Origin of the sequence: Azonexus sp., assembly GCF_041909095.1 — a bacterium.
Taxonomy (GTDB): domain Bacteria; phylum Pseudomonadota; class Gammaproteobacteria; order Burkholderiales; family Rhodocyclaceae; genus Azonexus.
Genome location: NZ_JAYREB010000001.1, coordinates 112,211 through 131,549 on the forward strand (window position 1 = coordinate 112,211; position 19,339 = coordinate 131,549).

Annotated in this window: 16 protein-coding genes; 5 read left to right on the forward strand and 11 right to left on the reverse strand. The window is 63.3% G+C overall.

What is annotated here, in order from left to right:
* Positions 1–16: 16 nt before the first annotated feature.
* From ACE3OV_RS00565 to ACE3OV_RS00600, 8 genes are all read right to left on the reverse strand, one after another.
* Positions 17–241, reverse strand: a complete 225-nt coding sequence (locus ACE3OV_RS00565; RefSeq protein WP_374323968.1) for a DUF2892 domain-containing protein — start codon at positions 239–241, stop codon at positions 17–19.
* Positions 238–3,444 carry an efflux RND transporter permease subunit gene (locus tag ACE3OV_RS00570; protein ID WP_374323970.1) on the reverse strand — a complete coding sequence of 1,069 codons (3,207 nt, stop codon included), beginning with the start codon at positions 3,442–3,444 and terminating at the stop codon, positions 238–240. The genes ACE3OV_RS00565 and ACE3OV_RS00570 overlap by 4 nt, the downstream gene beginning before the upstream one ends.
* A 1-nt stretch (position 3,445) precedes the next feature.
* Complete coding sequence (locus ACE3OV_RS00575) at positions 3,446–4,435, reverse strand: efflux RND transporter periplasmic adaptor subunit (protein ID WP_374323972.1); 990 nt, start codon at positions 4,433–4,435, stop codon at positions 3,446–3,448.
* 68 nt (positions 4,436–4,503) lie between these two features.
* Positions 4,504–5,781, reverse strand: a complete 1,278-nt coding sequence (locus tag ACE3OV_RS00580; protein ID WP_374323974.1) for an MFS transporter — start codon at positions 5,779–5,781, stop codon at positions 4,504–4,506.
* A 63-nt stretch (positions 5,782–5,844) separates the two neighbouring features.
* Complete coding sequence (locus ACE3OV_RS00585) at positions 5,845–6,144, reverse strand: c-type cytochrome (RefSeq protein ID WP_374323976.1); 300 nt, start codon at positions 6,142–6,144, stop codon at positions 5,845–5,847.
* A gap of 75 nt (positions 6,145–6,219) precedes the next feature.
* Positions 6,220–6,597 (reverse strand): response regulator, encoded by a 378-nt coding sequence (locus tag ACE3OV_RS00590; RefSeq protein WP_374323977.1) that lies wholly within the window; start codon positions 6,595–6,597, stop codon positions 6,220–6,222.
* Complete coding sequence (locus ACE3OV_RS00595; RefSeq protein WP_374323979.1) at positions 6,594–8,975, reverse strand: ATP-binding protein; 2,382 nt, start codon at positions 8,973–8,975, stop codon at positions 6,594–6,596. Before ACE3OV_RS00595 ends, ACE3OV_RS00590 begins: the two co-directional genes overlap by 4 nt.
* Positions 8,972–9,487 (reverse strand): Hpt domain-containing protein, encoded by a 516-nt coding sequence (locus tag ACE3OV_RS00600; protein WP_374323981.1) that lies wholly within the window; start codon positions 9,485–9,487, stop codon positions 8,972–8,974. The genes ACE3OV_RS00595 and ACE3OV_RS00600 overlap by 4 nt, the downstream gene beginning before the upstream one ends.
* A gap of 29 nt (positions 9,488–9,516) precedes the next feature.
* Between ACE3OV_RS00600 and ACE3OV_RS00605 the strand changes: the two genes are divergently transcribed.
* The gene (locus ACE3OV_RS00605) at positions 9,517–10,227 is read left to right on the forward strand and encodes a response regulator transcription factor (RefSeq protein WP_374323983.1); all 711 of its coding nucleotides are present in this window, start codon (positions 9,517–9,519) and stop codon (positions 10,225–10,227) included.
* Between the two features lie 93 nt (positions 10,228–10,320).
* On the opposite strand, the gene ACE3OV_RS00610 is transcribed toward ACE3OV_RS00605, so the two are convergent.
* Positions 10,321–12,156, reverse strand: coding sequence for a TolC family outer membrane protein (locus tag ACE3OV_RS00610; protein ID WP_374323985.1), 1,836 nt, complete (start codon positions 12,154–12,156; stop codon positions 10,321–10,323).
* Positions 12,157–12,373: 217 nt separating this feature from the next.
* Positions 12,374–13,708 (reverse strand): sigma-54 interaction domain-containing protein, encoded by a 1,335-nt coding sequence (locus tag ACE3OV_RS00615; RefSeq protein WP_374323986.1) that lies wholly within the window; start codon positions 13,706–13,708, stop codon positions 12,374–12,376.
* Positions 13,709–14,031: 323 nt separating this feature from the next.
* Here ACE3OV_RS00615 and ccoG point away from each other — a divergent pair, with 323 nt between their 5' ends.
* Positions 14,032–15,438: a cytochrome c oxidase accessory protein CcoG gene (gene ccoG / locus ACE3OV_RS00620; protein ID WP_374323987.1), complete on the forward strand. Its 1,407-nt coding sequence runs from the start codon at positions 14,032–14,034 to the stop codon at positions 15,436–15,438.
* A gap of 58 nt (positions 15,439–15,496) precedes the next feature.
* Here the strand turns inward: ccoG and ACE3OV_RS00625 are convergent, their stop codons facing one another.
* Positions 15,497–16,348 carry an alpha/beta hydrolase gene (locus ACE3OV_RS00625; RefSeq protein ID WP_374323989.1) on the reverse strand — a complete coding sequence of 284 codons (852 nt, stop codon included), beginning with the start codon at positions 16,346–16,348 and terminating at the stop codon, positions 15,497–15,499.
* A 218-nt stretch (positions 16,349–16,566) separates the two neighbouring features.
* Here ACE3OV_RS00625 and ACE3OV_RS00630 point away from each other — a divergent pair, with 218 nt between their 5' ends.
* From ACE3OV_RS00630 to ACE3OV_RS00640, 3 genes are all read left to right on the forward strand, one after another.
* Positions 16,567–17,547 (forward strand): SLAC1 anion channel family protein, encoded by a 981-nt coding sequence (locus ACE3OV_RS00630; RefSeq protein WP_374323991.1) that lies wholly within the window; start codon positions 16,567–16,569, stop codon positions 17,545–17,547.
* A 101-nt stretch (positions 17,548–17,648) separates the two neighbouring features.
* Entirely contained in the window at positions 17,649–18,692 is a 1,044-nt protein-coding gene (locus ACE3OV_RS00635) for an anion permease (RefSeq protein ID WP_374323992.1), read from the forward strand.
* On the forward strand, positions 18,689–19,336 hold the full coding sequence (locus ACE3OV_RS00640; RefSeq protein WP_374323994.1) for a DUF47 domain-containing protein: 648 nt from the start codon (positions 18,689–18,691) through the stop codon (positions 19,334–19,336). The genes ACE3OV_RS00635 and ACE3OV_RS00640 overlap by 4 nt, the downstream gene beginning before the upstream one ends.
* Positions 19,337–19,339 lie beyond the last annotated feature (3 nt).

A 19,339-nucleotide genomic window follows, 5' to 3' on the forward strand; every position in this document is an offset into this window, starting at 1 on the left:
AGACGCACTGAACGGCTCAGCAGCCGCAGCCGCTGCCGCCGGACTTGACGCCGAGCTTCCTGAGCAGCTTTTCCGGCGGGCAGAAGCCGGTGAAGCCGCTCTGGAACAGGTTGAGGCCGACGAAGGCGGTGAAGGCGAGGAACCATTCCGAGACGAAGATCGGCGATCCCTGCCAGCCGAGGGCGAGCGAAAGCATGACGAAAAAGCCGGCCATGATGCGGATGTAGCGTTCAGTGGTCATACGTGGTGTTCCTTCCGGAAAGCGGCGAAGTAGAGGACGGGGATGACGACCAGGGTGAGCAGCGTGGACACCAGGATGCCGAAGATCAGCGCCAGGGCCAGGCCGTTGAAGATCGGGTCGTCGAGGATGAACATGGCGCCGAGCATGGCGGCCAGCGCGGTGAGGGCGATCGGCTTGGCGCGCACTGCCGCCGACTGGATCACCGCGTCGTGGAAATCCATGCCGGCGGCGACCTGCAGCTTGATGAAATCGACCAGCAGGATCGAGTTGCGGACGATGATGCCGGCCAGCGCGATCATGCCGATCATCGAGGTCGCCGTGAATTGCGCGCCGAACAGCGCGTGGCCGGGCATGACGCCGATGATGGTGAGCGGGATCGGCGCCATGATGATGAGCGGCACCAGATAACTGCCGAAGTGGGCGACGACCAGCAGGTAGATCAGGATCAGACCGACCGCGTAGGCCAGGCCCATGTCGCGGAAGGTTTCGTAGGTGACCTGCCATTCGCCGTCCCACTTGACGCTGTAGCCGGCGTAGGGATCGCCGGGCTGGCGGATGAACCATTCGCCCAGCGTGCCGCCTTCCTTGAGCGCCATGCCGTTGATCTTGCTGCGGATGTCGAACATGCCGTAGAGCGGCGAATCGAGCTTGCCGCCCATGTCGCCGACGACATAGACGACCGGCAGCAGGTCCTTGTGATAGATGGTCTTCTCGCGCGCCAGCTCGCGCACTTCGACCAGCTCCGAAACCGGCACCAGACGGCCTTCGCGCGACCGGACACGGAGCTTGAGCAGGCTGTCAAGCGAGGACAGTTGTTCCGGCGGCAGGACGATGCGCACTGGCACCGCGAACTTCGATTCGGTGTTGCGCACCGGCGTCACGTCGAGGCCGGAGAGGCCCATGCCGACGACGTCGACGATGTCGCGCTGGGCGACACCGAGCTGCGCGGCCTTCGCCTGCAGCACGTGGAGGACGAACTTGCGGGCGTCGGCGTCGATGTAGTCGTCGATGGCAACGATGTCGTCAGTCGCCGCGAAGGCCGCGCGCACCTGGCGGGCGACGGCGATCTGGCCGGCGTAATCGGGGCCGTAGATTTCGGCGACGATCGGCGACATCACCGGCGGGCCGGGCGGCACTTCGACCACCTTGGCGACGCCGCCGTTGCGCTTGCCGACGGCTTCGATGGCGTCGCGCACGGAGACGGCGATCTCGTGGCTCTGCCGCGACCGCTCGTGCTTGTCGACCAGGTTGACCTGGATGTCGCCCTTTTCCGGCGCCGCCCGCAGGTAGTACTGGCGGACCAGGCCGTTGAAGTTGATCGGGCTGGCAGTGCCGGCGTAGGCCTGGTAATTGACGACTTCCGGCACCTTGGCCAGTTCGCTGCCGATTTCCTGCAGGACCCGCGCCGTTTCCTCGACCGGCGTGCCGGCCGGCATGTCGACGACGACCTGGAATTCGCTCTTGTTGTCGAAGGGCAGCATCTTCAGGACGACCAGCTGGAAGTAGGCGAGCGACACCGAACCGGCGATCAGCAGGACGACGGCCAGCCCCAGCTTGACGCGCGCCGCGCCGCCTTTCAGCGGATCGAGGAAGGGCGTCAGCAGGCGGCGGAAAGTGCGGTCCAGCGTCGCGTCGAGCTTCGACGGGGCGGGTTCGCCGTGCGCGTTGCCGTGCGCCTTCATCAAGCGCGCCGCCAGCCAGGGCGTGACGACGAAGGCGATGGCCAGCGACAGCGCCATGCCCATCGACGAGTTGATCGGGATCGGGCTCATGTACGGGCCCATCAGCCCGGAGACGAAGGCCATCGGCAGCAACGCGGCGATCACCGTCAGCGTCGCCAGGATGGTCGGCCCACCGACTTCGTCGACAGCGCCAGGGATGATTTCCAGCAGCGTCTTGCCCGGATGCAGCGCCTGCCAGCGGTGGATGTTCTCGACGACGACGATGGCGTCGTCAACGAGGATGCCGATCGAGAAGATCAGCGCGAACAACGATACCCGGTTCAGCGTGAAGCCCCAGGCCCAGGAGGCAAACAGCGTCGCCGCCAGGGTCAGCGTCACGGCGACACCGACGATCACCGCCTCGCGCCGGCCGAGCGCGAAGAAGACCAGGGCGACGACGAAGGCAGTGGCGAAGACCAGCTTGCCGATCAGCTTCTGCGCCTTTTCGGTCGCCGTCTGGCCGTAGTTGCGGGTGACCGTGACTTCGACGCCGTCCGGGATGACGACGTTCTTCAGGCTGTCGATGCGGGCGATCGCCGCGTCGGCGATGTCGGCGGCGTTGACGCCGGGCTGCTTGGAGAGCTGGATGGTGACTGCCGGGAACTCGCCGGCGCTGGTACCGAACCAGGCGTAGCGCTTCGGCTGGTCGGGACCGTCCTCGACGCGGGCAACGTCACCGAGGTAGATCGGCTTGCGGTCGACGACGGCGACCACCAGGCGCCGGACGTCGGCCGCCGATTCGAGGTAGGTGCCGGTCTGCACCAGGATGTCGCGGTTGCCGGCGATCAGGCTGCCCGACGACTGCAGGTCATTGGACACGGTGAGCGCACCGGCGATGTCCTGCGGCGTGACGCCGAAGGCGTTCATGCGCTCGGCGTCGAGCAGGACGCGCACGGCATGGTCGGGACCGCCGAGCGTGGCCACGTCGCGCGTGCCCTTGATCCGCTTCAGCTCGATCTCGACGGCGCGAGCGACCTGCTGCAGTTCGTAGGCCGAGCGCGCCGGGTCGGTGGTATGGAAGGTCAGCGAGACGATAGGCACGTCGTCGATGCCGCGCGGCTTGATCACCGGTTCGCGCACGCCGAGGTTGGGCGGCAGCCAGTCGCGGTGCGCCATCACCGTGTCGTGCAGGCGCAGCACGGCGTCGTTGTATTTGACGCCGACCTCGAACTGCACGGTGATCACCGCCATGCCGGGGCGCGCCATCGAATAGACGTGCTCGACGCCGTGCATGCGCGACAGCACCTGCTCGCCCGGCGTCGCCACCAGTTTTTCGACATCGTTGGCCGAGGCGCCCGGCCAAGCGACCAGCACGTCGGCCATCGTCACGTCGATCTGCGGCTCTTCCTCGCGCGGCGTCACCAGCGTGGCGAACAGCCCCATCAGGAAGGCGACCAGCGCCAGCAGCGGGGTCATCCGCGATGACTGGAAGGCGGCAGCGATGCGCCCGGAAATGCCGAGCGTCGTCTTGTCGGTCGCCATGCTACTTGCCCGACTTCAGCGAAATCGCCGCCTTGACCGGGTCGACGACGACCTTGTCGCCGCTGCTCAGGCCGGCCAGCACTTCGATCTCGCCCTTGCCGACGGTTTCGCCGAGACGCAACTGGCGCAGCAGCAGACGACCGTCGGCGGCCTGCACATAGACCGCCGCGACCTCGCCGCGACGGACGACGGCGGCGGCCGGCACGGTCAGTTTCCGGGCCTGGCCGGTGACGAAATGCACCCGCGCGAACATGCCGGGAACGACATCGGGCAAGGCCGGCAGGCCGACGCGCACGGTACTGACATGGGTTGCCGCATCGGCCGTCGGCAGCAACTGGATCGTCGTCGCATCGATCCATTTGCCGAGTTCCGGGAATTCGACGCGTGCCGTCGTCACGCCGCGCATCGCCGGCAGACGGTGTTGCGGAATGCTCGCCGTGACGCGCAGGCCACCCGGCTGGTAGATGGTGAACAGCGGCGCGCCAGGCATCGCCATGTCGCCCGGCTCGGCGTGGCGGCGGGCGACGATGCCGGCCATCGGCGCGACGATGCTGGCGTGGCTCTGACTGGCACCGGCGGCGCTGCGATTGGCGGCAGCGGCGTCGAAATCGGCCTTGGCCTTGTCCACCGCCGCCTGACTGACGAATTTCTGTTCCTTGAGCTGGCGCTGCCGCTCGTAATTGAGCTTGGCCATCGCGTACTGCGCTGCGGCGGCGCGTGCTGCCTCCGCCGCCTCACGACCGTCGATGCGCATCAGCAGGGCGCCTTTGGCCACTTGCTGGCCGGCGTCGGCGTGCACTTCGAGGACGCGGCCTGCAATCTGCGTGCCGACCGTTGCCTGCTGCACCGCCTCGACCACGGCTTCGGCAGGAAACGCCAGATCGACCGCATGCGGCGCGACCGTGACGACGGGCAGGGAATCGGCCGCCCGGGCGCCGGTGGCGGCAAGCAGGCAAGCGAGGAGCAGGGAAGGCAGAATAAAAGGTTTCATAAATATAAGCATACGCTAATTTACAATTCCAAGGCAAGGCCAGCCCATTGTACGCCCGCCGGCTCGGCTTACTTCGCCTGCCAGATGTTGCGGCAGCGCGTTTCGCGGATGCGCCAGCTGGCGATCGCGCCCAGCGTGGCGCAGAGCGTTGCCGCAAGAACCCCGTTCTGCCAGGTGGCGACATCGTAGACGCGAGCGCCACCGACCATTTCGCCCTGCCAGCCGAGGTCCATGATCCAGCCGACGACCGGCTGCATGATCGCGGCGCAGAGGAAGCCGCCCATGTTGGCGATGCTGGTGGACATCCCGGAGAGGAGCGGCGGATTGACTTCCTTGGCGCAGGCCCAGGTCAGGCTGAAACCGGCGGTGCTCAAGCCAAGCAGCGCGAACAGCGCGTAGGAGAGCGGCAGCGGCATCGTCGCGCAGGACAGCAGGACCAGCCAGATCGCCACATAGACGTGCGAGACGGCGATCATCACCGGCTTGCGCCGGCCAAGACGATCGGACAGACCGCCGATGAACAGGCAGCCGACGGCGAAGCCGCCGAACCACAGCGACAGGTGGTTGGCCGCCACCGGCCGCGCCATGCCATGCACCTGCATCAGGTAAGGCGTCGCCCAGAGCCCGGCGAAGGTGAAGAAAGCGCCGGACATGCCGGTATTGACCAACGCCGCCGGCCAGGTTGAACGGTTGCGCAGAACCGCCAGCAGGCCGGAAAGGACGACGGTGCGGTCGAAGCGGGGACGCGGCGTCGACGGGTTGGTAACGGGCGCATCGCGCACGATCAGCCAGCACAGCGCCGCCAGCACCAGCGACAGGCCGCCGACGCCGATGAACACGCCGCGCCAGCCGGTCGCCTGGGCCAGCGCCGACAGGGGCGCGCCGGCCAGCACCGAGCCGAGGTTGCCGACCAGCATGCAGATGCCGACCATGGTCGCGAAGCGGTTTTCCTCGAACCAGACGGCAATCAGCTTGAGCATGGCGATGAAGGTCACCGAAACGCCGAGTCCGACCAGGGTGCGACCGGCGAGCGCCAGGTCGAGGCTGGGCGCAAAGCCGAAGAGCAGGCTGCCGACGCCGCCGACCAGACCACCGAGCGCCAAGATGCGGCGCGGCCCCAGCGTGTCGGCGAGTATCCCGGTCGGGATCTGCATCAGCGTGTAGATGTAGAAATAGGTCGCCGCCAGCACCCCGAGCGACGCCGCCGAGGTCTGGAAGGCCGCCGCCAGGTCCTGGGCGATGCCGGCCGGCGCAAAACGCTGGAAAAACGACAGGATGTAGGCAACGGCGACGACGGCGAGCGCCAGCCAGCGCCGCCGCCTCTGTTCGGGCGTCAACGGTCCCATGCAGTCTCCTTGAATTTTTTGAAGGCGCCTCTGCGGGCGCCTGGGGTCAAGCGAGCGGCGTGCTTACTTGATCGTCAGCACCCATTTGGCGAGGGTCTTCGCCTCGGCATCGGTGACGTCGTTGGCTGGCATCGGCACCTGACCCCACTCGTCCTTGCTGCCGTTCTTGATCTTGGCGGCAAGCGCCGCCTCCGCCCCTTTGTCAGCCGCCCGCTTGGCGGCAATGTCCTTGTAGGACGGACCGACGATCTTCTTCTGCAAGGCATGACAGGTCATGCAGTTCTTGGCCTTGGCCAGATCCTCCGAAGCCTGCGCCGAGATGGCAACAAACAGTCCCGCCAGTAACAACATGCTCTTTTTCATTTTCCCCTCCGTCAATTCACTGTGAGTTGGTTTTTGCGTCCAGTTTAACCGCTTCAGCAGTCCGCCCCAAGGGGCTCAGCCCTCGTCCACCCATTGCCACAAGCGCTGCGGCAATTGTGTCCAGTCTACCGGCTTCGGCAGATGTTGCGCCCGCAAACGCTGTTGCGCAGCGACAAAAACCGCATCTTCACGGCCAGTCAGCAAGACGATGCACAAGCGCTCACCGAAATGCCGGCGCAACTGCTCGGCCACCTGCAAACCGTCGATTTCCGGCATCTCGACATCGAGCAGGGCAAGGTCGAAGGCTGCACCAGCGCTGGCGACCCGCAAGGCGTCGCCACCATTGCTGACGACGACCAGTTCGAAGCCTGGTGCCTGCAGCACTGCCTGTAGCAGGATCACCATCGTCGGATCGTCGTCCGCTGCCAGTACCCGTAAACTCTTCTGACTCATGATGTCTCTCCTGCCAACATGACGCCGAGGGCGTCGCACACCGCCTGCCATTCGGCTTGCAGGCCAGGATGAAGCGCCTGCACTTCCTCCCCGGCGGCAGCCCGGCACAACGATTCGATCTCACGGCACAAACCAGCAAAGCGCAGGGCGCCGACGTTGAAACTGCTCGACTTGAGTGCATGGCAGGCTTGCGCCAGTTTCTCCAGATCGCCGCTGGCGAACGCCTGCTGGCACTCGTCCCAATGCAGCCTGCCACTGCGCAGGTAAGCCTCGATCAATTGGCGGATCAGTGCCCCCGCACCATTCGGCGCCAATGCCCGAAGCTGATCGAAAGCGGCTGGATCGATCGGCAGGCCGGCACTCGCTTCGTGTGCCCCGCTCGACGCACCTGCTCCGGTCGATTTGCGGCGCTCGCGCGGCAACCAGCGTTCCAGCACGGCGAGCATTTCGTCACCGCGATACGGCTTGGCCAGATAGTCATCCATGCCGGCTGCCAGGCAACGGGCCCGGTCGTCACGCATGGCATTGGCGGTCAAGGCGACGACCGGCACCCGCGGCAGGCCGGCCAGTTCTTCGCGGCGGCGCAATTCGGCACAGGTGGCGAAACCATCCAGCACCGGCATCTGGCAATCCATCAATACCAGGTCGAAGGATTCGCTCTCCAGCAGATCAAGCGCCTGCTGACCGTTGCTGACCAGCAGTACCTGCAAGCCGAAGCGCTCCAGGTGAGTACGGGCAACGATCTGGTTGCTTTCGTTGTCTTCGGCCAGCAGCACACGCCCACGCAGACGCGCCGGCAGGTACTGTTCGTCGGCGGTCGGCAGCGCCACCCGGCGCAGCGTGCCGGCATCACTGCTCGTCACCTCCGACAGGTCGGAAACTTCCGCCTGCGGCAGACTGAGATCAACGGTGAAACAGGAGCCATAGCCAAGCCGGCTGACCACGCCAATCCGCCCCCCCATCATTTCGATCAGTTGACGACAGATGGTCAGCCCCAGACCGGTACCGCCGAAACGCCTCGATGTCGACCCGTCAGCCTGCGCAAAATGCTCGAAAATCCGGGCCTGGGCGTCCTGCGGAATGCCGATGCCGGTATCCCGGACCTGCAGTTCGAAGGTCACCCGTCCCGGTTCGCCGGAGAGCAGGAGCAGACTGACGACGATTTCTCCTTCGTCGGTGAATTTGATCGCGTTGTTGAGCAGATTGGCCACCACCTGACGCAAGCGCAGCGCATCGCCGCGTAGTTTCAGACCACGACCGGCCGGCAGTTCGATCATCAGGGTCAGGCCCTTCTTGTTTGCCGGCTGGGAAAACAGTTCGACCGACTCTTCGAGCAGGGCGCGCAGGTCGAAATCCTGCATTTCCAGTTCGAGATGCCCGGCTTCGATCTTCGAGAAATCCAGAACATCGTTGATGATCGTCAGGAGATGCCGCCCGGAACGATCAACTGCCTCGACGAACTGGCGCTGGGTAGGCGTCAGATCGGTATTGAGCAGCAACTCGGTCATCCCCAGGACGCCGTTCATCGGCGTCCTGATCTCGTGACTCATCATCGCCAGGAATTCGCTTTTGGCATGACTGCTCGCCTCGGCGACCTCCTTTGCCTGGCGCAACTCGCGGGTCCGCTGCTCGACAATCTGTTCGAGATTGCCCAAGTGGGTCGCCAGCCAGTGATCGCGCTCGCGAATCTGCGCGATCATCTGATTGAAACCGTCGCTCAGGCGGTTGAATTCCATGATTTCCGACGGTGCCGCGCGGATCTCGAGATGGCCAATCGAAATTTCGGCCATTGTCTCATCAAGCAGGTCGAGCGGCCGCAAACTGTTCTCGACACGCTCTCCCAGCCGGCGCAGTATCGCCCACAGTCCCAGGGCAAATACCACCAGGATCAGCGCAGCATTACCCAGCAGCTGCCGATACAGGCCGTCGAAGCCGATGCTGACCTGCACCTGACCAAGGTCGGTCCCATCGTGCCAGATGCGCCGAAAGAAATCGATCCGGTCCCAGGACAGCAGATAACCATCGTCGGCCTCCTGCAGATGCGCCGAAGCAACAGCGTTCGTCGTGGCCGGGCGCAACTCGAAGAAGACGCTGCCGTCAGGGCGATAGATCAGCAAGCGGCGGAAATCGGCGACATCGCGCAGTGCCTCCGCCGACGCCCTGGTCAGGGTCACGTCATCACGCACCAGACTCTCGGCGACCACGTCGCCAAGCAGGAGCATCCGGGCCTGCCCCTCGTCGATCAGGTTGCGCACATCGAGCCAGGCGCTGAGGATCAGGATGAACAGCAGCAGGCCGAGAAACACAGGCAGGAGCACCTGCAGATTGATCCGGACCAGATGCTGGCCGAAAGTCGCCTGTTCCGGCTCCCGGCTCACGAATTCCCCGCTGGACCAACGCCAGCGACCGCCGCCATCGCGGCAAGATAGGCAGCCATCAGATCGTCGCGCCAGTCATCGCTGATCGACTCTTCCCGGCCAGCCAGCCGCCGCTGCAAAGCGCTTTCGAGACGCGCTGCGGCAGCCGCAAGCCGCACCGCCCCAACATTTTCGGCGGCGCTGCGCAAGGCATGAACCTGCCTGCGCTCCGCCGCATCGTCACCGAGGGCGCCACGCCAGCGCGATGGCCAGTCCGAAAAATGCGTGACGAACAGACCAACAGCCTGCCACCAGAGTTCAGGCCGATCGAGCATTCGCTCAACCGCTGCCGCCACATCGAACCCCTCCAATTCCCCGGGTATCAGCATCTTGCCGTTCGCATTGTCCTGATTGAATACCGTAAGATTCTCCCGGATCGCTGGCCAGCATGGTTGAAGATTGGTAAAAAAACCGGCACCACCGGGATTGGCATACCGCATAGGGCAAGCACTTCCTTTTACAATGAAATACAATGCACTCACCAAGCATAAACAACCAGTTCATGAACCAGACCGCCCTGATTGTCGAAGACGACCCCGGAACACGTCACGTACTGTCCGCAACCTTCGCTTCCGCAGGCATCGGTAGCATTTTCGCTGAAAACGGCGCCGCCATGTGGCTGCAACTGGGAAAAAGGCCCGACATCGTCATTCTGGACTTGAGCCTGCCCGATGCGGACGGACTCGAGTTGCTGCGCCAGTTGCGACAGCAATCCGAAATACCGGTGCTCATCCACTCGACGCGCTCGGATGAAATCGAGCGCATCATCGGCATCGAGATCGGCGCCGACGACTTTCTTCCCAAACCCTGCAACATGCGCGAGTTGCTCGCCCGCACCCGCAGGCTGTTACGGCGTTGCCAGACAAGACCAGCCAGCCAGCTGCACCGCAACGAGTTGCGGCGTTTCCGCTTCGGTCACTGGACGCTCGACACGGCCTCGCGGGAACTGACCGACGGCAAGGGATCGCCAGTATCCATCGGGGTATCGGGGTTTGCGCTGCTGATGGCCTTCCTCGAACACCCGTTCGAGCCATTGTCGAGAGAACAGCTGTCACGCGTATTGAAAAGGGAGTACATCCCTTACGACCGGATCATCGACGTCCACGTCAGCCAGATTCGCCGCATTCTCGGCAACCAGTCCGATGGATCAGGTTTCATCAAGACCTTGCGCTCGCAAGGCTATGTTTTCGTCGCCCCCGTCGATCACAACTGAACGGCACAGGCAAGCAGGCAGCAAAAAGCCGGAGCAACGCTCCGGCTTTTTTACGCCCTCCCCGAACGGGGAGGGCTGACGAAGGATAGGACTTTACTGGCAACCGCCGACGGTATTGCCCGCGCAAGGCGTCGAGGTTTCACCGTTGATCAGCCACTTGCCATCCTTGCGGATCATTTCCAGGGTCTTCAGGACGCGATCATTGAAGACGTTCGAACGATAAGTCTGCTCGAACTTCGCCGTCGCCCGGTCCTCGCCGTGCATCTGCACGTTCAGCTTATCCACCGTTACCGAGATATCCTCGCGCGGCATGATGCGCTGGCGACGCAACTGGTTCCAGTCCTCACGCGACAGCCCGCCATCCGGCGTGAAGGTCGGCGCGTAGAAGGCGGTGTAAGCCGCATAATCCTTCGCCGACCAGGCCTGCGCCCAAGAACGGACCCGTGCCTGAACATCGGCACCTTCGGTCGGCGGCGTCACCACCGGCGGCTTCTTGCCCATCAGATCCTGCGCCCGGGCGTCAAGCTCCTCACGCGAGGTACCGGCCACAGCCACCGGTTCCGCCGGGCACATCGCCGCGGCATCGACGTCAGCCAGTTCGCCGGCTTCCGGCGTTGCCGTCTCGAGCTTCTGCAAGCCCATGAATTCGAGCAGCGAACCCATGCCGGCCTGGCTGCGCAGGTAGGCCAGCGTCAGGTCGGTGTCGGCATTGACCAGCGAGCGCTTCGCCGCCAGCAGTTCGTTTTCGGTGTCGAGCAGGTCGAGAAGCGTGCGCTGGCCGATGTTGAACTGTTCGCGGTAGGCGTCGCGCGTCTTCTCAAGCAGCGTCACCTGCGTCGTCAGATCATCCCGCTGGTCGCGCAGGCGCTGCACGTCGTTGTAGGCGATCAACAGCGTCTGCCGGGTGTCGCGGCAGGCCTTCTCGCGCATTTCCAGCGCCATGTGCTTGCGTTCGACGTACTGCCGCTCGCGCGCCGTGTCCGAGCCGCCGTTGAACAGGTTCCACGACATCACAACTTCGGCAACGTTCTGGTCGCGATCGCCGGTCACGCCCTGGTAGTTCTTGGTCGTTTCGGTACGTGCCCGCAGATCGACGCGCGGCATGTAGGCGGCGCGCCGGCCTTCGACGTCGTACTGCGCCGCCTCGATGTTCTCGACCGCCGCCAGCAGCGTCGGGTTGCGCTTGTAGAGCACATCGAGCGCCGCCTTCGGGCTCGCCGGCAGCGCCGCGCCGGTCAGTTGCTGCGGCGTCAGCGTCGCCGCCGGCAGTTCGCCGACCAGGCGCTGGTAGCGCGCCATCACGTCGTGCAGGTTGGCGGTCTCGGTGGTCAGGTTGACCTCGGCCAGCGCCAGGCGGCTGGCCGCCTGATCGAGATCGACCCGACGGCCGACGCCGGAGGCAGTGCGCGCCTTGATCTGCTCGTAGGTTGCCTTGTGGCGAACGTAGTTGTCTTCGGCCAGCGTCACCAGCGAGCGGTAGCGCAGCACGTCGGCGTAGGCCTTGCTGGCTTCGAGGGCGACGGTTTCCGAGGCTTCGAGCAACTCGTAGTAGCGCACCAGCTTGGCCTTGCCCAGCTTGCGCACTTCGCTGCGCGTCGCGAAGCCGTCAAACAGCATCTGGCTCAGCGTCAGCGCGTAACCGCGCCGGGTGTAGCTGTCCTTGGCCGCACCCGGGACTTCCAGGCTCTCACGACCCGCCCCGGCACTCAGATCCACCTTGGGGAAGTAGCCGCCGCGGGCGACACCGACCTCTTCTTCGGCAGCCTTGTAGTTACGCCACTTGATGGTCACTTCCGGACTTTTTTGCACTGCCTGCTGGGCCACCTGGCGCAGCGCCTGTTGAACTTCCGTCGGAGCTGCATCCTGAGCAAGACCGGCGGTGGAAAAGACCGCAGTAGCCAGTAACAATGTGATGGTTTTGATTTTCATGAGGGACTCGCAAGGAACCGGTTCAACCTCATGCCGCAAGCCCGGAAACCGAGACGACACAAGGAATCTCTTTGGGAAACGGAATATTTGTCAATATAACCGGCCCCGATTTTAGGTCAATAATCATTTCAGATTGTAAGGTTTGGTAAAAATCCAAACCTCGGCAACAACGGAAAAATATAGCATCGTCATAAGCATCCGACAAGCACTCCTCCTTTCAAGACAGCGATATCTTTTCCAGTTTCCGGTAGAGGGTCCGCGTACTAACGCCAAGACGACGCGCCAATTCATCCATTTCCCCCTGATGGTTCTGCCGTGCCCAGCGCAGATAACCCCGCTCCAACTCTTCAAGCTCGACAACCCGATCGACACCGAAGCCCTGCCAGACGGTCGCACCGCTCGCCAGCGGTGGCGGAGAATCGGCCATCTCCACGAGATGTGACAGGTCGATGCAATCACCATCGGCGAGCAAGGACGCCCTTTCAATCAGGTTACGCAACTCGCGAATGTTGCCGCTGAAACGCTGCGCTGCCAGCCAGGTCAATGCTGCCTTGGTAAAACGACGCCCTTGCTTGTGATCCACCCGTTCGAGCAGGGACTCGGCAAGCAGCGCAATATCGCCGCTACGCTCATGCAGGGCCGGCGTCCGGATCGGAAAGGTATTGATCCGGAAATAGAGGTCGCGACGGAAGGTTTCCGCCTGCACCATCGCCGCCAGGTCGCGGTGGGTCGCCGTCACCAGACGGAAGTCTGCCGGCAGCCAGTCGAGCCCGCCAACCCGGCGATAGGTTCCGGTCTCCAGCAGGCGCAAGAGCTTGATCTGCAGACTCAGGGGCAACTCGCCGATTTCGTCGAGAAACAGGGTGCCGCCCGAGGCCGCCTCGACCAGCCCCTGCTTGCGGTGCGTCGCACCGGTGAAGGCGCCTTTTTCGTAGCCGAACAACTCGGCTTCGAACAGCGTCTCCGTCATGCCGGCGCAATCGACCGCGACAAAGGGCCCTTCAGCACGTTGACTGGCCTCGTGGATGGCATGCGCGACCAGTTCCTTGCCGGTTCCCGTCTCACCAAGCAGGAGGACCGCCGCATTGGAGGGAGCAACGCGCATCATCTTGTCCAGCATATCGACGAATGCCGGCGAGCGCCCAACCAGCCCGCGTGCAGCGGCGCGACTGCTGGCCTGACGAACGACACGCATGGTTTCGACGAAATAGGCAATCTCGCCATTCTCGTCGCGGATCGGTACTGTTTCGACGGCGACATGTTCTTCGCCGCGTGCCGTGTGATGCAGATGCAGCACCCGTTGCGGTTCGCCGGTTTCCATGCTGAGCTTCAGCGGGCAGGATTCCCCGACCTGATCGCAAGGCAGTTCGAAGCGGTGGGAAACTTCGTAGCAACTGCGCCCAGCCAACTCCCGACCGCCACCGAACTCCCGGGTATACGCCGCGTTGGCAGCAATGATCCGGTAATCCGCACTCATGACGATGCGCGGCTCAGGCAAACCATCAAGAAAAGAAATCAACTCACTCAAAAAATGCGACGTCAAAATTGACACCCCCGCCATCCGATGCTGCCGATTCTGACACAGCCCGAGCCGCAGTGACGAACCAGTACACGAAAAAGATTGCAAACCCTTGATTTAAATAGTCGCAAACAAATTTCACGAGCTGGCACGCAACTTGTTAATAGAAACTCCGGAAACCGGGGACACCTCCCGCAACCCGATGCGCTTTCCTGGAAAATATCGGGCTGCAGGTACTGACCGGCTGGGAGCATATCCCCCTTAGTTCGCCCCGCAGGCTTGCTTCATGCAACCAGTCGGCAGACAGACAGCCACCCCGGTTTCCAACCAGAACAATCAACGGGGTAACAACAACAATGAACCAAGCGGCAGACCAGAAAAAGCAGGAAGCACCGACTGCAGTCTCCTTCTATGAAAAACGGAAGAAAATCTACGCCAAACGAGTCCGTGGCTTTTTTGACAACTGGCGCATCGCGCTGGTTCTCCTGACCCAGATCGTTTTCTACGGCACTCCCTGGCTGCAATGGAATGACCGACAGGCCATTCTGTTCCACCTCGTTGAACGCAAATTCTACATCTTCGGCCTGGTGTTCTGGCCGCAGGACGTCATCTACCTGGCCATCCTGCTGATCATTTCGGCCTATGCCCTGTTCCTGGTCACTGCGGTTGCCGGACGCCTGTTCTGCGGCTACGCCTGTCCGCAGACGGTCTATACGCAATTGTTCATGTGGATCGAAAACTGGGTCGAAGGCGATCGCAATGCCCGCCTGAAGATGGACAAGGCGCCGATGGATGCGCGCAAGCTGCGAATCAAGAGCACCAAGTTCGCACTCTGGGGCCTTCTGTCGCTATGGACCGGGTTCACGCTGGTCGGCTATTTCACGCCGATGAGCGAGTTGATCAACAACGTCCTGACCAACAACCTTGGCCCCTGGGAAATGCTGTGGATCTTCCTGTACGGCGGCTTCACCTTCCTGTTTGCCGGTTTCATGCGGGAACAGGTGTGCAAGTACATGTGTCCTTACGCCCGCTTCCAGAGCGTGATGTTCGACCCGGACACGCTGATCATCACCTACGACCCGGATCGCGGCGAGCCGCGCGGGCTGCGCAAGAAAGGCGCCGACACCAGCAAGCTGGGCGACTGCGTCGATTGTGGCCAGTGCGTCGTCGTCTGCCCGACCGGCATCGACATCCGCAATGGCCTGCAATACGAGTGCATCGGCTGTGCCGCCTGCATCGACGTCTGCGACCAGGTGATGGACAAGGTCGGCCTGCCGCGTGGCCTGGTCCGTTATTCGACGGAAAATGCGATGCAGCAGAAGCTCGATCACAAGAGCATCATGTCGCACATCATCCGCCCCCGCATCCTGCTGTACACGGCAATCCTGATCCTGATCAGCATCATCGCCGGCTACTTCCTGGTGCACCGCATCCCGCTCAAGGTCGACATCATCCGCGACCGCTCGACGCTGGCCCGCGAAGCCGACGATGGCAGCATCGAGAACGTATTCATGCTGCAGATCATGAACACCTCGGAATCGCCGCAGCACTACAAGCTCACGGTCGAGGGCCTGGAAGGCCTGAAGATCGTCGGTGACGACAGCGTCGACGCCAAGGCTGCTGGCCTGACCTCGTTCAACGTCGTCCTGGCCGCTCCGCCGGAATCCGGCAAGCGCGGCTCGAATCCGATTCACTTCACCATCACCGCCGAGGGCAATTCAGACATCACCCTGCGGGAGAAAGCCTCTTTCCTCCTGCCCTGACGCCAAACAGGGCAGACTCCGCTTGGGCGGGAGCTTGTCTCCCGCCTTTTTTTATTTGTCACAGCCGGCGCGCAAACGCCAGCTCGAGAAACTCCAGCAATTTCGGCACATGTCCGTTGACATCGCCAAACTCTTCATGGTTCCCGGCCAACTCGAGCAATTCGACATCGGCATGCCCTGCCGCAGCACGGATCGCCCGCGCCTCGGCAAGCGGCACCATGGCATCGTCCCGGCCGTGCACCAGCAACACCGGGCAGCGCACCCGGGCTATCGTATGAATCGGCGCGATATCGTCGAAACGGTAACCGATGACCTGCTGCACGTAACGCAATACGTAAGCTCCCAGCGGCCAGTACGGAATGCGCTTGGCGCCCAGCCAGCGCCGCATCATGGCCGCCGGATGGGCAAAGGCGGAGAGACTGATGACGCCGCGGATTTCCGGACGGCGACTGGCAACCAGCAGCGCCGCCCCGCCCCCCACCGAATGACCAATCACCGCCAGGGCATCGCGCTCGATACCGGCGATGCCGACCAGCCAGGCCATGCCGGCTTCGATATCCTCGGCGAAGCGCGGCAGCGAAGCGAAGCTGTCGTCGTCGCTTTCCCCGTGGCAACGGGCATCAAGCAGCAACAGCGAATAGCCGGCTTCCTTCAGGTGGCGAGCAACCGGCAGAAAGTTCGCCGCATTGCCGCCCCAGCCGTGCATGACGACCAAAGCGCGAGGCCCGGCCGGAATGTACCAGGCGCGCAGGCGCTTGCCATTGCAGGTCGGCACCTCGACCGACTGCCACGACAGCCCGTCCGGCTGCGCCTCGCGGGGCACCCGCGGCGCCCGCAGGCTGTTGCGGATGGCCCGGTTGAGCAGAAGCACGGCGAGCGGCGGCAGGGCCAGCCAGCCCCAGACACTCATTGCCGACTCCACGAACAATCACGTGCAGCAACAGAACGCTGCGACGGACTAAAAGGCAAACAGGATGGCAGGATCATCGGCATGACATTCTCAAGGCCATCAGGAGCGCACCCGACCTGGGTTCACATAAATTCAATGCCGCAGCGCATGGCCGCGACACCCCCAACAGCAGTAAAATAAGCAACTGCTACTATACCTCACGATAATCAGGAGTTTTCATGAACAGCGCCGCTTCCCAACATGCGCCCCATAACCGTCTGGCGCACATGCCGATCTCGCTTTTCGCGATCGTCATGGGCCTCTCCGGCACCACCATTGCCTTTGAACGGATCGAGCACCTCTGGTCCTGGACCATCCATCCCTCGACCCTGCTGCTGATCCTCAGCGCCGGCATTTACGGGCTGATTGCCTTTGCCTACCTGAGCAAGTTCCTGCGCTACCGCAGCGAAGTGATCGGCGAGTTCAACCATCCGATCCGCATCAGTTTCTTCCCGACCATGTCGATCGGCCTTCTACTGCTCGCCATCGCGAGCCTGCAATACAGTCCGTCGATTGCGCTCGCCCTGTGGAGCGTTGGCAGCGTCGCCCAGTTGCTGTTCACCCTGCTCATCCTGTCCACCTGGATTCACCACGAACGCTACCAGGTCCAGCACAGCAACCCGGCTTGGTTCATTCCCATCGTCGGCAACATTCTGGTGCCGGTCGCCGGCGTACCGCTCGGTTTTCCGGAGATTTCCTGGTTCTACTTCAGCGTCGGCCTGATGATGTGGACGCCGCTGCTGGCGGTGCTGTTCAACCGTTTCTTCTTCCATCCGATGGTTCCGGCCAAGCTGCTGCCGACGCTGTTCATCCTGATCGCCCCGCCGGCGGTCGGCTGCATCGCCTGGCTCAAGCTGCACCATGGCGTGCTCGATGACGTGGCGCGCATCCTCTACTACTTCGGTCTTTTCATCACCCTGCTGCTGTTCTTCCAGTGGCGCCACTTTGCCCGCCTCTCGTTCGCCCTTCCCTGGTGGGCCTATTCCTTCCCGCTGGCGGCGATGACCATCGCCTCCAGCATCATGCTCGAAAAGGTCGGCGGCACCTTCTTTGCCATTCTGACTCCGGTGCTGCTGGGCTTGCTGAGCATCCTGATCGTCGTGCTGCTGTTCAATACCAGCCGGGCCATGCTGCGCGGCGAGATCTGCGTACCGGAATAAGGCAGCCCCTCGTTTCCCGCCCCTCCGGCAAGAAGAGCGGACTATACTGGCGGGAAACGAGACATAACGAATCCGGAGGAGGCCGCCCGCGGCCAACGCGCATGGATCTTCTGTTCCTGCTCGCACTGGCAACCGTCATCGTCGTCCTGCTCTTCGACTACACCAACGGTTTCCACGATGCCGCCAACATCGTCGCAACGGTCATCGCCTCGCGGGCGATGACCCCGGTGCAGGCGGTGATCGTCGTCGGTTTCTTTGAATTCCTCGGTCCACTGCTCGGTGGCACAGCAGTCGCCAACACGATTGGCAAGTTCATCAGTCTCGACGGCGTGGTGCCACTGCTTTCGCTGTCGATCCTGCTTTGTGGACTAATCGGCGCCATCGTCTGGAACCTGGCGACCTGGTATTTCGGCATTCCCTCATCGTCGTCGCATGCGCTGGTCGGCGGCCTGATCGGCGCAATCGTCGTCAGTGTCGGCAGCGACCATGTCGTCTGGGGCTTCCGCGAGCTTGCCGATGGCCACCTGACCGGCATCGTCAAGGTCCTGGCCGCCCTCGTCCTGTCCCCCTTGATTGGCTTCTGGGCCGGCTTCCTGATTCATCGCCTGATGAACGCCCTGCTGCGCAGCGCGAGTACCGCCGCCAACGCCCGGCTGCGCTACGCCCAGTTCTTCACCGCCGCCGGCCTGGCGTTTTCGCACGGTGCCAACGACGCCCAGAAAAGCATGGGCATCCTGACCCTGGTCCTGCTGCTGGGCGGCTTCATTCCCAAGTTCGAAGTGCCGTTCTGGGTCATGCTCGCCTGTGCCACGTCGATCACCCTCGGCATCCTCTCCGGCGGCTGGCGCATCGTCCGCACGCTCGGCTTCGCCATCTACCGGGTGCGGCCGATCCACGCGCTAGATTCGCAACTGACCTCTGCGCTGGTGATCATGAGCGCCTCGCTGGCTGGCGCCCCGGTGTCGACGACGCACGTCGTCGCCACCTCGATCATGGGCATCGGCGCCTCGGAACGGCCGCGTGCGGTCCGCTGGGCAAAGGCCAAGGACATCGCGACCACCTGGGTGATCACCATCCCCGGTGCCGCGCTGGTCGCCATCCAGGCCTATGCCCTGCTCCACCTGTTCATCGGAGTCCCATCATGAGCGACAACCCGGGTTCGCCCTCCCTGCTCAGCCGGCTGATCGAGCGCGTCTTTCCCAAGATGCCTGACTTTTTCGCCATGCTCACCCTGCAATGCCGGCACGTCGCGCAGACCGCCGGCCTGCTGGTCGAGTTCATGGAAACCGCCGCCCCTGACATCGGCCGCCAGATCCGCAAGGACGAACACGAAGCCGACCGCGTCAAGATCCACAACCTGCACGCGCTGAACGAGGCCTTCTCGACGCCGATCGACCGCGAGGACCTCTACCGGGCGATCATGGACCTCGACGAAGTCGTCAATTACTGCAAGACCACGGTCAGCGAGATGGAGGTCCTGCAACTCGACCCCGACAAGCATTGCCTGGAAATGGCGATGCACATCAAGCTGGGCACCGACGCCCTGCTCCAGGGCTTCACCCGGCTAGCCAAGGAGCCGGCGCAGGCGGCCGAAGACGCCGACCTCGCGCGCAAGGCCGAACGCCGTGTCGAAAAGGCTTACCGGCGGGCGATCGCCGACCTCTTCCAGGGCGACGACTACATCCACATGTTCAAGCGCCGGGAAATCTACCGCCACCTCTCCAACGCCGCCGACCGCATGGCGCACTGCGCCAACACGCTGCACGACATTGTCGTCAAGATGTGCTGAACG

Bases quoted from the DNA above. Each gene is read 5' to 3' on its own strand.
- ACE3OV_RS00565 (WP_374323968.1), bottom strand. From the start codon at position 241: ATGACCACTGAACGCTACATCCGCATCATGGCCGGCTTTTTCGTCATG.
- ACE3OV_RS00570 (WP_374323970.1), bottom strand. From the start codon at position 3,444: ATGGCGACCGACAAGACGACGCTCGGCATTTCCGGGCGCATCGCTGCC.
- ACE3OV_RS00575 (WP_374323972.1), bottom strand. From the start codon at position 4,435: ATGAAACCTTTTATTCTGCCTTCCCTGCTCCTCGCTTGCCTGCTTGCC.
- ACE3OV_RS00580 (WP_374323974.1), bottom strand. From the start codon at position 5,781: ATGGGACCGTTGACGCCCGAACAGAGGCGGCGGCGCTGGCTGGCGCTC.
- ACE3OV_RS00585 (WP_374323976.1), bottom strand. From the start codon at position 6,144: ATGAAAAAGAGCATGTTGTTACTGGCGGGACTGTTTGTTGCCATCTCG.
- ACE3OV_RS00590 (WP_374323977.1), bottom strand. From the start codon at position 6,597: ATGAGTCAGAAGAGTTTACGGGTACTGGCAGCGGACGACGATCCGACG.
- ACE3OV_RS00605 (WP_374323983.1), top strand. From the start codon at position 9,517: ATGAACCAGACCGCCCTGATTGTCGAAGACGACCCCGGAACACGTCAC.
- ACE3OV_RS00610 (WP_374323985.1), bottom strand. From the start codon at position 12,156: ATGAAAATCAAAACCATCACATTGTTACTGGCTACTGCGGTCTTTTCC.
- ccoG (WP_374323987.1), top strand. From the start codon at position 14,032: ATGAACCAAGCGGCAGACCAGAAAAAGCAGGAAGCACCGACTGCAGTC.
- ACE3OV_RS00625 (WP_374323989.1), bottom strand. From the start codon at position 16,348: ATGAGTGTCTGGGGCTGGCTGGCCCTGCCGCCGCTCGCCGTGCTTCTG.
- ACE3OV_RS00630 (WP_374323991.1), top strand. From the start codon at position 16,567: ATGAACAGCGCCGCTTCCCAACATGCGCCCCATAACCGTCTGGCGCAC.
- ACE3OV_RS00635 (WP_374323992.1), top strand. From the start codon at position 17,649: ATGGATCTTCTGTTCCTGCTCGCACTGGCAACCGTCATCGTCGTCCTG.
- ACE3OV_RS00640 (WP_374323994.1), top strand. From the start codon at position 18,689: ATGAGCGACAACCCGGGTTCGCCCTCCCTGCTCAGCCGGCTGATCGAG.